This is a genomic window from Massilia aurea (genome assembly GCF_014200505.1).
Lineage (GTDB): Bacteria > Pseudomonadota > Gammaproteobacteria > Burkholderiales > Burkholderiaceae_D > Telluria > Telluria aurea_B.
On the sequence record NZ_JACHBX010000006.1, the window covers coordinates 267,548 to 281,958 of the forward strand.

Here is a 14,411-nt window from a genome sequence, read left to right on the forward strand (position 1 = left end):
TCTCAGGAACGCAGGCGCTCCATATCGCGGATCAATTCGCTGGCAGCGATCGGATCGAGCGTGCCCATGGCAGAGAGCGTGTCGTTCTGGCCCCAGCCCCCGCGCTCGGCGTGGCCCAGCGTGATGTCGACCAGCGTCTGCTCGGGATACTCGTCGATCATCCCGACAATGATACCGGGGTCGAGCGTCAGTTCGAGCGTGCGCCCGCCGTCGACCGCCTTGTCGAATGTCCAGATGCACCCGCCGTCCTGGGCCGGGCCGCGGCGCCAGCCGATATTGGCCAGCCCCAGGATCTTGCCGGTCGGGACCACGAGGTCCTTCCAGTGCAGCAGCTTGTCGGCGCTGCGCTCCGCGTCACCCAGCGCATACGTGTCGCGGCCCAGCTGCGCGAACGGCTGCAGCAATTCATAGTCGGCCAGCAGCTGGCCGAACCCGGCCGCCTGGTCGGCCGGCAGCTCCAGCGCATGCGGCAGGCCGATCCGGATCTGCGCACCCTCGGGCAGCGTGAACGGATCGTCGTCAGCGGTGGTGTAGTCGCCATCCTCGGCCACCCGGAAGCAGCCCAGCAGCTCGCCGCCGTAACTTGCCACCTGTTCGCGTGCATCCTCGCCGTCGCCGACGGTCTCGAGCGGCATTGCATACACGCCCCACACCAGGCGCCGTACCAGATGACGCACCAGCGGATGGCCGGCGATGAACTGCGCGAACACGTCCGCGCTCCAGCGGCGCCGCGCGCACATCGCCAGCTCGAGCCGCAGCACCTGCTGGCTGGCGATCGTGCGCGCATCCTTTTTCAGCAGCTTGAAACGCTCGACGGCGTCAGCGGCCATGGCGGTGTCGTCGGTCTTTTTCGGCTTGGGCAAATCAGGCAGGCGCGCGCCCGGTGTGCCATCCTGCCATTCGCGCACATAGGGCTTGAGCGATTCGTCGAATCCGACCTTGTAGGCGCGCGGGCCGAAGTCCAGCAGCATGCTGCCCTGCGCGTCCAGACCCAGATCGGGCGCGAGGCGGTCTGCCAGTTCTTCCGGACTCAGGCCCCGCGCTTCGGCAACCTGGTCGATCTTTTCACGGGCCTTGTCCTGCAAGCCCTTGAACTTGACCTTTTGCGCGATCCCGTTCAACAGCATCAGGGCCACGTCGCTGCCGATCGCGGCCAGCACGTCCAGGCCCATCACGGCGCGGGCATGGGCCGCTTCGCCGGGCCAGGCACGGATGAACGGGGTGAGCTTGCGCGCCGTGTCGTCCTGGCCGAACAGGCCCAGGTTCGACAGCGCCCAACTGTCCTTCGATGGCGCCGACGCATTGAGCCAGCCCGAAAAACAGTCCCACGCGAAATCGGCCAGGCTCTGCGGCGTGCAGGCAGCTTTTACTTGATGCAAGCCCGCATACACTTCTTCATTGGTCGGGAACATCATCATCGTGCCCAGTGCATCGAGCGCCGCGTCGGGCAGGGCTTTGCCGTCCTGCAGAAGCGGACGGTGCCAGCCGCCGGGCTTCCAGAACCCGGGCAGCGCAGCGCGCTTGGCCGGGTAGCGATCGAGCGGGCTTTCGTCGAGCATGGCGTGCAGGGCGGTGAGCACCTCGGGCAGGTCATAGCGGCTTGCCACTTCTTCGATCAAGGCCAGTTTGCCGATACTGGCGAGGTAGCGCAGGCTGGCCGCGGCGCAATCACGCGCCTCGTTCCGCTTGCCCAGCGCCGGCGCGATCAGCGCGCAGGCCGCATGCTCGGGGAAACGCCGCAGCCATTCGCGGCCGGTACCGCGCAGCGACTTGAGCTTGGCGTAGGCGCGCGCCGCGATGGGCGCCAGTTCGACTGCGCCGAAGTGCAGGGCGATGCCGAGGTTCTCGGTCGGCGCGCTGCTGATCCGCGCCAGCAGCCCGGGCAACGCCGGCAAGCCCCAGGTCGCGGCAACCACATCGACGTCCGTGCATGAGGCTTCGGATGCAGCGGCGTTCCAGAACGGGATGCCCAGCGTGGGCGCCATCCGTGCCACCGCACGGCCGTTCAAAAAATAATAGAACCAGCGCTCTTTTTTCTTTTCGACCAGCAGGGCGCGCCAGGCGGCGAGCAGCGCGGATGCGTCGCCTGCGGCGACTGCCTGAAGTCCTGCAGCGAGCGCGGCTGCTCGACCCGGTGTCTGCTTGTCGTGCTTGAACCCCAACAACTCGACCATCACCTCGGGCGAGCGGGCGGCGTCTTTGTAAAGGTTTGATTGCCAAGTCATGCGGGTCAGGATCGCGTCCTTCTCGCCGTCATCCCAGTGCTCGATCGGGGCGCAGGGCAGGGCGGCCAGTTGCAGCACGCCGATGGTCTTTTTCTTCGCCTGCAGCCAGGGCACGCTGGCCAGTACGTCTGGCAGATCGGCGGCGTCGGCGACATCGACCGGGCCCGCCAGGCGCGCCGTGACACGATCGAGCAGGGCATTGGCAGCCGGCTCGAGCCAGGGTTGCAACAGCGCCGGCAAGGCAGGCTGATTGCGCACCAGGTCGATCAGCGTCGGCAGCAACAGCCCGCCATCCTTGCTGTTGCCGCCAAGGTGGCGCGCCAGCGCAACCGTCGCGGCGACCGGCCAGCGCCCGGCGGCCAGGACGAAGCGTGCCAGCGCCGGCTTGCTGCTGCTGGCGACCCGGGCCAGTGCATCGAGCGCGTCGGGGGTACCGATGCGCGTGAGCACGTCGCCCGTTTCGTCGAACGCCGCGCCCGGCGCGAGCCAGCGCACGGCGTCGGTACGATGCTCGAGCAGGAGCGTGTGCACCATGCTGGCATTGCCCCAGAACGTGACATAGCTGTCGACCTTGATCTTGCGCGCCTGCGCCAGCGCGGCGTCGTCGGTCGCGGTCAGTTGCAGCCAGTGCATGGCCGGCACCGGCTCGACGCCCTTGATGCTCAACTGGTCGAGGACGCCGTGCGTCATGTCCGGCAAGTCGGGAAACAGCAGCGCCAGCACGGCCTGGGATTCGAGGTCCAGCGTCCCCATCACGTCGCGGACCTTGGCGGCGCAGGCGTCGTAGAGCGCTTGCGGCGCGGCCGCGAGATGAGCGCGCAGGCGCCACTGGCCGTCGTGCAGCGGCTCGGAGACCATACTGTGCATGGGTGACGACGCGCGGTAGACAATGCTCACGGTGCGCTTTTTGTCAGTGCCGTTGGAATATGTCTGGTGCACACGATACTGCATGGCCTCGAGCTGAACGTCGATCACATACGGCAGGCCATGGCGCGCCACCAGGTAGTCGACCAGCAGTTCGGGGATGATTTCGTGGCCGTATCGGTGCTGGCTGCCGGCCAGTGCCAGAAGGATGGCGTCGGACTGGGGCGTGCCGCCCGGCACTGGATCGGCCATGCCGTTCCACGCTGCCTCGAAGTGCGCGCGAAAGCCAGGATCGGCGCCATCGAAGTCTGGCCTCAGCTGCGCGCCGATCAGCTTGCGCACCTTGTCCCAGGTGGCCTGCTGGTCTGCCATGACGACCGGCTGCGGGTTGCGGCGGGTTGCCTTCGCCCGTGAACGGGTAGTGTCGTCGGCATCGTCGAGCAGAATCGGTTCGCCATTGGCCAGCCAGGGCGCGACCTGATCCGCTGCCGGGGCAGTCGGGGCAGTCGCGGCAGTCGGCGCCGGTGCGCTCGACGCGGTGTCATCTTGCAGCGTCGCCGCGTCAACCGCCGCCTCGGCGGGCGCTGCCTTGACCGGAGCGGTGCCAATGACTGCGCCTGGCGTGGCAGCCTGTTCGGCATAGCCCTTGCCCGTCTTTTCCTTGATCAGTTTCAGCATGGCCGCGCCGGCGCTGGCGTCATCGGCAAACGACTTGGTCTGGCTCTGCCCGGCAGTGCCGATGCGACCCCAACGGATATTCAGGTCGAGCCCGGACTGCTCGATTTCCCAGAACTTGGCCGACTTGTCGTCGGTGAACTCAAAACGGCGCATTGGTGATTCCTTCCATGGCACAGAGGGCTGCATTGTGAATGTGATGTTTCATGCGCACAAGTGTTCCATGTCGCGAATCAGTTCACTGGCAGCGATCGGATCGAGTGTATCGAACGTGGCCAGGCTGGCGTCCTGGCCCCAGCCCGAGCGCCCGGCGCGGCCCAGCGTGACCTCGCCCAGGGTCTGTTCGGGCTCTTCGTCGAGCATGCCGGCAAACAGGCCAGGTGCGAATGTCAGTTCGAGCGTGCGCCCGCCATCGGCGTCCTTGCCGCAGGTCGAGATGATGCCTCCATCCTCGGATGACCCACGGCGCCAGCCAATGTGCGACAGGCCCAGGACCTTGCCGGTCGCAACCCTGACGTCCTTCCAGCGCAGCAGCTTGTTGGCGCTGCGTTCATCGGCCGTCAATGCATGGGTGGCGCGCCCCAGTTGCGGGAACGGCTGCAGCAGTTCGTAGTCCGCCAGCAGCTGACCGAACCCGGCGACCTGCTCGGCGGACAGGTCGAGCGCGTGCGGCAGGCCGATCCTGATTTCTGCGCCCTCGGGCACCGTGAACGGATCGTCGCCGGCGGTCACGTACGCGCCGTTCTCATCAACGCAAAAGCACGCGCGCAGCGCGCCGCCATGGCCTTCGTCAATGGCCTCAAGCGGCATCGCATACACGCCCCACACCAGCCGGCGCACCAGGTGCCGCACCAGCGGGTGGCCGGCGATGCACTGCGCGAACACGTCCGTGCTCCAGCGGCGGCGGGTGCACATGGCCAGTTCGAGCCGCAGCACCTGCTGGCTGGCGATCGTGCGTGCATCCTTCTTGAGGAGCTTGAAACGCTCGATTGCCGGCCCGGCCAGCAAGGCATCGTCGGTCTGTTTCGGCTTGGGCAGGTCGGGCAGGCGCTTGCCCGGTGCGCTGTCGTGCCACTCGCGCACGAAGGGCTTGAGCGCTTCGTCGAACCCGACCTTGAACGCGCGCGGGCCAAAGTCGAGCAGCAGGCTGCCATCCGCGTCGAGCCCAAGGTCCGGTGTGATGCGGTCTTCCAGTTCTTCCGGGGTCAAGCCCCGTGCTTCGGCCACGTCGGCGATCTTATCGCGCGCCTTGTCCTGCAAAGGGCGCGACTTGGCCTTTTGTGCGATCCCGTTCAGGAACATGAGCGCCACGTCGCTGCCGATCGCGGCCAGCACGGTTAGCCCCGTCATGGCCCTGGCAGCGGCGCCCTCGCTGGGCCAGGTCCGAAGAAACGGCGTCAGCTTGCGGGCCGTGTCGTCGTTGCCGAGCGCGCCCAGGCTCAGAAGCGCCCAGTTGTCCCTGGACGGGGCCGAGGCGTTGAGCCAGCTCGCGAAGCAATCCCAGGCGAAATCGGCCAGGCTCTGCGCCGTGCAGGCGGCCTTGACCTGGTGCAGGCCAGCGTACACCCCGTCGGTGATGGGAAACATCATCATGGTCCCCAGTGCGTCGAGCGATGCGTCCGGCAACGGCTTGCCGCTATGGAGCAGTGGACGGCGCCAGCCGGCCGGCTGCCAGAACGCGGGCAGGGCGGGGCGCTTGGCCGGGTAGCGATCGAGCGGGTTTTCATCGAGCATGGCGCGCAAGGCCTGCATGACCCCGGGCTGGTCGTAGCGTCCTGCCACGGACTCGATCAGGGCCAGGTGGCCGCTGCCGGCCAGGTAGCGCAGGCTGGCGGCGGCGCAGTCGCGGGCCTCGCTCGGCTTGCCCAGCGCGGGGGCGATCAGCGCGCACGCGGCATGTTCGGGGAAACGGCCGAGCCATTCGCGGCCCGTGGCGCGCAGCGAGTTGACCCGGGCAAACGCGCGCGCGGCAACCGGTCCGAGTTCGACGGCGCCAAAGTGCAGCGCAATGCCGAGGTGCTCGCTCGGTGTGCTGCTGATGCGCGCCAGCACACCGGGGAGCGCGGGCAAACCCCAGGTTGCGGCAACGTACAGGGTGCCGTGGCAGGCGACTTCGGCGGCGGCCGCATTCCACAGCGGAATGCCGAGCGCGGCGGGCAGGCGCGCCGCCGCATTGCCGCCGAACCACATGCGCTGCCAGCGCGGGTTTTTCTTCTTTTCGGTCATCATGGCATCCCAGGCCGCTACCAGTTCCGTGGCGTTGCCCGCCTCGATCGCCTTGCAGGCGGCCTTGAACGACGGATGGAACTCGGGGGTGTTCTTGCCGCGCTCGAAGCCCAGGCCTTCAGCCCGCGCCTCGACCGAGCCCAGCTCCTGCTGGTAGCGCCGCTCGGTCCAGGCGTCGGGCGCCAGGATGACTGCCTTCTCGCCATCATCCCAGCGTTCGACCGGTGTCAGCGGCAAGGGGGCGAGTTGCAGGCTGATAGCCGCTTTCTTCCTGGGCTGTAGCCAGGGAATATTGGCCAGCACCGGCGGCAGGTCGTGGGCCGCGGCGGCATCGACCGGCCCGGCCAGGCGCGCGCCGATCGCATCCAGCACGGCGTGGGCGGCCGGGTCGAGCCATGGACGCAGCGCTGCAGGCAGCGCGGGATAACGCTGCACCAGCGCCACCAGGGCCGGCTGCAACAAACTCTGCTGCTTGCTGTTGCCGCCCTGTGCACTGATGCGGCGCGCCAACGCGGTCATTGCCGCGGCCGGCCAACGGCCAGTGGCCGTCGTCAGCCTGGCCAGCGCGCGCTTCGATTTGCCCGCAACAGCGGCCAGCGCATCGATCGCCTCGGGCGTGCCGATGCGCGTCAATGCGTCGCCCGCGGCGTCATGCGCTGCGCCCGGCGCCAGCCAGCGCACGGCGTCGACCCCGTGCTCAAGCACGATGGTGCTGGTCATGCCTGCCCAGTCCCAGAGCGTTCCGTAGCTGTCGATATCGACCGCCCGTGCCTGGGCCAGTGCGGCGTCGCTTGTCGCCGTCAGTTGCAGGTAGTGAACGGCGTCCACGGGTTCATTGTCGCTGGCGCACAGCCGTTCGAGCACGTCATGCGTCATCTCGGGCAGGTCGGGGAACTGCAACGCCAGGGCGATCTGGCATGCGGGCGCCAGCCCGGCGATCACCGCGTTCACCCTGGCGGCGCAGGCGTCGTAGACAGCTTGCGGTGCAGCCGCCAACTGTGTGCGCAGGCGCCACTGGGCATCGGTCATCGGATCGGCGCCGTCATCCGAGCGGGTGGCCGATGCGCGGTGGACGAGCGCCACCAGCTTGGTGGCCCAGTCTTCTTCGATCGTGTATCGCATTGCTGCCAGCTGGGCCTCGATCACATACAGCAGGCCGCGCCGCGCCACCAGACCGTCGACAAACGGCACGCCGAAGTCGTTGCGTTCCATACTGTGGCGCTCGACGCACAGCGCCATCAGGACCGCGTCGCTCTGCGGCGTGCCGCCTGGCGTGGACTCGGCCAGCGTGCGCCAGGCCGCCTCGAAATCGGCGCGTAAGTCGGGATCGGAACCGTCGAAGTCGGGCGACTGAACGGCGCCCACCAGGGCGCGCACCGTTTGCCAGTTGCTGTGTTCGTCGACTGCCCCGACCGGCTGCGGATGGCGGCGTGTCGCCATGGCCAGCGCACGGGTCTTGTCGGCAGGATCGTCCAGTAACAATGGTGTGTCATAGGCTGCCCAGGGCGCGACGTCGAGCGAAAAATCGGCCCCATCGCCGGTCGGGTGGTCGGTGTATTTCATGGTCGCTTTCTCGGTAGTGGATTATCAAGGGCAGGCATCGTCAACGTGAGGGAGAGGTCGGCTATCCGGTCAGACGGCCCGGGCGAATCGGGTGAGGCGAGGCGGGGTGGGGCGATGCCGGAAACATGCAGGATGCATGGGTCTGGATGGCTGGAAGCGTGACGCGTGGTGCGGATCAAAGAACAAACACGATTTTTTTGTTGGGGCTCTCGTATCGCCCCATCCAAGATGTCTCTCATCCAGTCAGTCAGGTGGCTTGCATTGTTGACATTTGCTCAACGAATGGTAGCGTAATTCTGCCTGCCAGGGCGCCACGTTCCGGATCGGGAGGCGTCCGATCGCATGCAACGACGTGATGCTGGTATCACCTATTTCTATTTCTTATGATTGTCTATTAATCTCTATGATGGCCGGAGCGCGCAGGCGACGTCGCACCGTCGCGTCCCATCCCATCGAGAAACAAGGAGACCCATGGTCGATCACGCACATCCGAGCCAGTTGCTGGCCACCTTCGCAGCGTCCCTGCGTTATGAGCAGATTCCCGACGCCGTGCGCATGCGCACCGAAGATCTGTTCCTCGACTGGATCGGTTCCGCGCTGGCCGGTCGCACGTCACGGGCCGTGCAGACCATCGACCGCTATGCGCAGACGATGGGGCCGGGCGAAGGCCCATGCGAGGTGCTGATCTCGCGCCGGACCACCACGCCGCTGTTCGCGGCGATGGTCAACGCGGCTGCCTCGCACGTCGCCGAACAGGACGACGTGCACAACGGCTCGGTGTTCCATCCGGGCGCTGTCGTGTTTCCGGCGGCGCTGGCCGTTGCCCAGTCGATCGGCGCCAGCGGGCGCGACCTGCTGACGGCGGCCGTGGCCGGCTACGAGGTCGGCATCCGCGTCGGCGAATTTCTTGGCCGCTCGCATTACCGCATCTTCCACACGACCGGTACGGCCGGCACGCTGGCCGCCGCGGCGGCGGCGGGCCACGTGCTCAAGCTCACGCCCGACCAGATGCTGCATGCCTTCGGCTCGGCCGGCACGCAGGCGGCGGGCCTGTGGGAATTCCTGCGCGACGCCGCCGACTCGAAGCAGTTGCACACAGCAGCCGCGGCCGCGAACGGCTTGACGTCGGCCTACCTGGCGCAGGATGGCTTTACCGGTGCATGCCGCATTCTCGAGGGTGCGCAGGGCATGGCGGCGGGCATGTCGAGCGACGCCGATCCGGCCAAATTGACCGACCGCCTGGGCGAGCGCTGGGCGCTGGCCGAGACGTCCTTCAAATTTCACGCGTCGTGCCGGCACACGCATCCGGCTGCCGACGCCCTGCAGCAGGTGATGCGAAGCCACGGCCTGCAACCAGAGCAGATCACGCGCGTCGTCGCGCACGTGCACCAAGGCGCGATCGACGTGCTGGGCGCGGTCGTCGATCCGCACACGGTGCACCAGGCCAAATTCTCGATGGGGACGGTGCTGGCGCTGATCGCGCATTACGATGTAGCCGGCCTGAGCCAGTTCGAGGACCATTTCAATGCCGCGCCGATCGCGGCGTTTCGTGGCAAGGTGGGCATGGAGTTCGACGACGAAGTCGACGCCGCGTATCCGGCGCGCTGGATTGGCAAGGTCACGGTCGAGACCACCGATGGCCGGCGCCTGGCTGGCCGGGTCGACGAACCGAAGGGCGACCCCGGCAACACCTTGTCGCGCGCTGAACTCGAAGGGAAAGCGCTGCGGCTGGCACTGTTCGGCGAGGCTGCGAGCGAGGCCGAGATGCACGCGCTGGCCGAACGCATCTGGCATCTGGCGGACGCGCCCAGAGTGGGAAACCTGTTTGCCTGAACAGACCTGATACAGTCGTGACACTCTCGTCTCCCGCTGTATCAGCTTTTCCGATGGCACTGAACAATATTCTCAGAAGGCTGGACCTCACCAGCCTGCAGCTTTTCCTGGCAATCCACGAAGAAGGTTCACTCACCCGCGCTGCCGAGCGCGAAGCCATTGCCGTCTCGGCCGCAAGCAAGCGGCTGGCCGACATGGAGGGGGCGCTGGGCGTGGCGCTGATGGTGCGCGCGGCGCGCGGCATGACCCTGACCCCGGCCGGGGAATCGCTGCTGACGCACGCGCGCCGCATCCTGCAGAGCGTCGACAAGATCGGCCAGGAACTGGCCGAGCACGCCCAGGGCTTGCGTGGTTACGTGCGCATGGTGGCGAACCTGTCGGCCATCGTGGAATTTCTGCCGGAGGATCTGCGCGCATTCCTGAACCTGCACGAGCAGATCCGGCTCGACCTCGAAGAGCGCCCCAGCGGCGACGTTGTCAAGGGCGTCGAAGATGGCTTTGCCGAGATCGGCATCTGCTCGGGCGATACCGATACCCGAGAACTGCACAGTCACCTGTACCGGCGCGACCGCATCGTGCTCGTCATGCGCCATGACCATGCGCTGGCGGGGCGCGGCCGCGTCCCGTTCGCGGACACGCTCGACTTCGACCATGTCGGGCTGCATGCGGACAGTTCGATCAACAAGCGCACGCACCTGGCGTCGCGCGCCTCGGGCCGGCCATTGAAAACCCGCATCCACGTGCCTGGCTTCGATGCCGTGTGCCGCATGGCGCAGGTGGGCATGGGCCTGGGCGTGATTCCCCATGAAGTGTTCACCGCTATCGGCCAGCCGCTGGGCCTTGTGGCTGTCGAGATTGACGAGCCATGGGCCGAGCGCGAGCTGCGCATCGTCGTGCGGGAAGAAAAGGGCTTGTCACCGGTGACGCGGGCACTGCTCGCGCATCTGGGAGCTGCCGAAGAGCGTTCGCGGTTGACGAAGGCTCGTTGAAAAGAAACGGTTGGACGGGCAGGGCCCGTTCTCTCTATGCTGGGTCGACAAGCTACAACCATCGACGAGACCAGCATGAACCTCAACAGCAGCATTCCCGACAGCGCCTTGCGCGGCGTGCGCGTCATCGAAATGGGTCAATTGATCGCCGGCCCGTTCGCTGGCAAGACCCTGGGCGAATTCGGCGCCGATGTCATCAAGATCGAGGCGCCCGGCAGTGGTGACCCGCTGCGCAACTGGCGCATGATCAAGGAAGGCACGTCGGTCTGGTGGCAGGTGCAGTCGCGTAACAAGCGCTCGATCGCCCTCGATCTGCGCAGCGCTGAAGGTCAGGACATTGCCCGCAAGCTGATCGCGGAAGCCGATGTGCTGATCGAGAACTTCCGCCCCGGCACCCTCGAAGGCTGGGGCATGGGTTGGGACGAGCTGTCCGCTCTCAATCCGGGCCTTGTGATGCTGCGCATCTCGGGCTACGGCCAGACCGGTCCATACCGCGACCTGCCAGGCTTTGGTGCCATCGGCGAGGCGATGGGCGGCCTGCGCCACCTGACGGGCGAACCGGACCGCGTGCCGGTGCGCTGCGGCGTGTCGATCGGCGACACGCTGGCAGCGCTGCACGGCACGATCGGCGTGCTGACGGCGTTGTACCACCGCAAGGTCAATGGCGGCAAGGGCCAGGTGATCGACGTCGCCCTGCACGAGGCCGTGTTCAATGTCATGGAAAGCCTGCTGCCCGAATACAGCGCCTTTGGCGCCGTGCGCGAAGCGGCCGGCAGCGCGCTGCCCGGCATCGCGCCATCGAACGCCTACCGCTGCAACGATGGCTACGTGCTCATCGCCGGTAACGGCGACAGTATCTTCAAGCGTCTGATGGCCGTGATCGGGCGCGACGACCTGGCCCACGACCCGGCGCTGGCCGACAATGCCGGCCGCGTCGTGCGTGTGGCCGAGATCGACGCCGCTATCAGCGTCTGGACGGCAACGCGCCCGATCACCGAGGTCCTCGACCTACTGGGCGGTGCCCGTGTCCCGGCCGGCAAGGTCTATACGGCCAAAGACATCGCGGAGGATCCCCATTACCGGGCGCGCGACATGATTCTGGCCCAGTCCACGCGCGACGGCTACGATCTCGAGGTGCCGGGCGTCGTTCCCAAGTTGCTGGGCACGCCAGGCACCGTGCGCAGCTCCGCCCCGGGCCTGGGCGACGATACCGATGGCGTGCTGCGCGAACTGGGATTGAGTGAGCCGGACATCGCCGCCTTGCGCGACAAGGGCGTGGTCGCATGAACCGGTGGAACGGCGCTGGCCGCCGCATCCACATGCAGGAAGTCGGCACGCGCGATGGCTTGCAGGCCGAGTCGGTGTTCGTACCCACCGCCGACAAGATCGGCCTGGTCAACAGCCTGTCGCGGGCCGGCATGGCCAAGATCGAAGTGACCGCCTTTGTTTCGCCCAAGGCGATTCCGGCGCTGGCCGATGCGCAGCAGGTGATGCTTGGCATCGAGCGCGTGCCAGGTGTGATCTACAGCTCGCTGGTGCCAAACGTGCGCGGCGCCGAGCGCGCGATCGAGAGCCGCACCGATGAGCTGAACCTGGTGATGTCGGCCAGCGAAACGCACAACCTGGCCAATCTGCGCATGACGCAGGCGCAATCGTTCCAGGGTTTGTGCGAGGTGGCCGCCCTGGCGCGACAGGCGGCGCTGGCCGTCAATATCTCGTTGTCGTGTTCGTTCGGCTGCCCGATGGAAGGCGAGGTGCCGGAAGACACGGTGCTGGCCTGGTGCGCGCGCTTCATCGACGAGGCGGGCGCCGGCGGCATCACCCTGTGCGACACGACCGGCATGGCATACCCGAGCCAGGTGGCGGCGCTGACGGCGCGTTTTCGCGCAGCCTGGCCGGATACCGAACTGAGCCTGCACTTTCACAATACCCGCGGCATGGGGCTGGCCAACGTGCTGGCCGGGATCGATGCGGGCGCCGACCGCTTCGACGCGTCGCTTGGCGGCATTGGCGGCTGCCCGTATGCGCCCGGCGCTTCGGGCAACGTCTGCACCGAAGAGGTGGTGCACGCGTTGCAGTTGATGGGTTACGACACGGGCGTCGATCTGGGCCGCTTGCTGGACGCATCGTCACGGCTACCGGCGCTAATTGGGCACGAGACGCCGAGCCAGATCGTCAAGGCGGGCCGACGGCTCGATCTGCACCGCCCCCCCAGGGATCTGGAAGCGATCAGGGAGCGCGCCGAAGCGCGCGCGGTGTAAACCCAGGCCATCGCCGATATGCAAAAAACTATTTTAATAATTCAGGAGACACCATGAAATCGATCCACTCGCTGCGCATGCGCGCCAGTATGCTCGCCGTCGGCGCAGCACTTGTCAGCATCGGCGCGCATGCACAGGATACCTATCCAGCGCGCGCCATCACCCTGATGGTCTCAGCCGCGCCGGGTGGCACCACTGACCTGGCCGCGCGCATGATCTCCGATCCGCTGTCCAAGGCATTGGGCAAACCGGTCGTCGTCGAGAACCGGCCGGGTGGGGCGGGCGCGATCGCTGCCTCGGCCGTCAAGCGGGCCAAGCCGGACGGCTATACCTTGCTGGTGCAGTACTCGGGCTTTCACGTCATCACGCCGCACGTGGTCAAGGCCGGATTCGATCCGATCAAGGACTTTACGCCGGTTGCGAACCTGATCGTGGCGCCGCAAGTGTTTGTCGTGCGGCCCGATCTGCCGATCAAGACGCTGCCCGAGCTGGTCAGCTACGCCAAGGCACACCCCGGCAAGCTCAATTACGCATCGTCCGGCAATGGCTCGCTGCAGCACGTCACGGGCGAAATGCTGAACCGGATGAGCGGCACCAATATCGCCCACGTGCCGTACAAAGGCACGGGCCCGGCGATTACCGATCTGCTGGGCGGTAACGTCGAAATGACCTTTACGACAGCACCGCCGCTGCTGGCTCATATCCGGTCCGGCAAGCTGCGCGCCATTGCGGTGACCGGCAACGTTGCGCTGCCGAGTCTGCCCAACGTGCCGACGACGGCGACGATCAAAGGGTACGAGAAGCTGGACGTGAGCTCGTGGTTTGCCGTGTACGCGCCCGCCAACACGCCCAAGCCGATCGTGGACAAGCTGACTGGCGAGATCAAGAAAATCATGGCGACCGACGCATTCAAGCGCAAGGCGCAGGAGCAGGGTGCGTATGCGGTCTACATGACGCCGCAGGAATTGGCAGCGCATACGAGCAAGGAATATCAGACGTGGGGCAAATTTGTGAAGGATGCGAAGATCACGGGGGAGTGAGGACCGTCAGCCTTCCACGTTGGGAGAACCATCAGTGCGATTTCCACGATGTTTACATCACAGTCTGGAAATCGCAAGCAACCTATTTCAGGTAGCTAGTGCGCAAACGTCGGTTCCGAAAACTCGATTTTTTGATTTCCCTGCTGAAAGGTAAAGACCAGGCGATCAGATTTCTCGTCATATCGCGTGTGAAGCGTCGTTTGATTGGGCGGAGTTCCCATTTTCAGCGGAATGGTTTCTGCAGTGATCATTGCAGCTAACACCGGCGCACTGAACGGCGACCCATCGTCAGGGTTCGAGGATTTCTTTATCAGAGCAGACATGATTGATGTCCGTTTGGACTTGTCGCTGACAGGTTCGGCTGCGTATAGGTAAGCATATCCTCGAATACCCCTCATATGCGAACCAAACTCTTCATCCTTATGATACTTTTTGACTTCCCGCGGGAGATCAAGAGGGACGATGTTTCTGACTTGATAGCAACATACTGGAATATAAGGCTGTTCCGTTCCGGCCATGCCAGTAAAAAGGGCAGGGGCAGTTAACTTCTTGTTTGTAAAGATATAGATGGGCCGTGCTATTACCTTGTAGTCTGCTCCCATCACGGGAATTTGTTCAAGCAAGCCCACAGCAGGAAACTCGATTGCAAGGCAGCCAAGTGAAAGCGTCGAGCAGAGAAAGCCAGTGAAGAATTTTGTCATGTAACAGCGTTTTTCGTCTGATGGGTCAAATATT

Annotated in this window: 8 protein-coding genes; 5 read left to right on the forward strand and 3 right to left on the reverse strand. The window is 65.7% G+C overall.

Going from position 1 to position 14,411, the window contains the following annotated elements; all coding sequences use genetic code 11:
* Positions 1 to 2: 2 nt before the first annotated feature.
* Positions 3 to 3,920, reverse strand: coding sequence for a DUF4132 domain-containing protein (locus HD842_RS23255; RefSeq protein WP_183558317.1), 3,918 nt, complete (start codon positions 3,918 to 3,920; stop codon positions 3 to 5).
* Between the two features lie 48 nt (positions 3,921 to 3,968).
* On the reverse strand, positions 3,969 to 7,553 hold the full coding sequence (locus tag HD842_RS23260; protein ID WP_183558320.1) for a DUF4132 domain-containing protein: 3,585 nt from the start codon (positions 7,551 to 7,553) through the stop codon (positions 3,969 to 3,971).
* 471 nt (positions 7,554 to 8,024) lie between these two features.
* On the opposite strand from HD842_RS23260, the gene HD842_RS23265 reads away from it, so the two are divergent.
* From HD842_RS23265 to HD842_RS23285, 5 genes are all read left to right on the forward strand, one after another.
* Positions 8,025 to 9,386 carry an MmgE/PrpD family protein gene (locus HD842_RS23265; protein ID WP_183558323.1) on the forward strand — a complete coding sequence of 454 codons (1,362 nt, stop codon included), beginning with the start codon at positions 8,025 to 8,027 and terminating at the stop codon, positions 9,384 to 9,386.
* A 53-nt stretch (positions 9,387 to 9,439) separates the two neighbouring features.
* Positions 9,440 to 10,375, forward strand: coding sequence for a LysR family transcriptional regulator (locus HD842_RS23270; RefSeq protein WP_183558326.1), 936 nt, complete (start codon positions 9,440 to 9,442; stop codon positions 10,373 to 10,375).
* A gap of 75 nt (positions 10,376 to 10,450) precedes the next feature.
* The gene (locus HD842_RS23275) at positions 10,451 to 11,662 is read left to right on the forward strand and encodes a CaiB/BaiF CoA transferase family protein (protein WP_183558329.1); all 1,212 of its coding nucleotides are present in this window, start codon (positions 10,451 to 10,453) and stop codon (positions 11,660 to 11,662) included.
* The gene (locus HD842_RS23280; protein WP_183558332.1) at positions 11,659 to 12,636 is read left to right on the forward strand and encodes a hydroxymethylglutaryl-CoA lyase; all 978 of its coding nucleotides are present in this window, start codon (positions 11,659 to 11,661) and stop codon (positions 12,634 to 12,636) included. Before HD842_RS23275 ends, HD842_RS23280 begins: the two co-directional genes overlap by 4 nt.
* Positions 12,637 to 12,689: 53 nt before the next feature.
* The gene (locus HD842_RS23285; RefSeq protein ID WP_370660883.1) at positions 12,690 to 13,676 is read left to right on the forward strand and encodes a Bug family tripartite tricarboxylate transporter substrate binding protein; all 987 of its coding nucleotides are present in this window, start codon (positions 12,690 to 12,692) and stop codon (positions 13,674 to 13,676) included.
* A gap of 95 nt (positions 13,677 to 13,771) precedes the next feature.
* Here HD842_RS23285 and HD842_RS23290 read toward each other — a convergent pair whose 3' ends face one another.
* Positions 13,772 to 14,377, reverse strand: coding sequence for a hypothetical protein (locus HD842_RS23290; RefSeq protein WP_183558335.1), 606 nt, complete (start codon positions 14,375 to 14,377; stop codon positions 13,772 to 13,774).
* Positions 14,378 to 14,411: the final 34 nt, after the last annotated feature.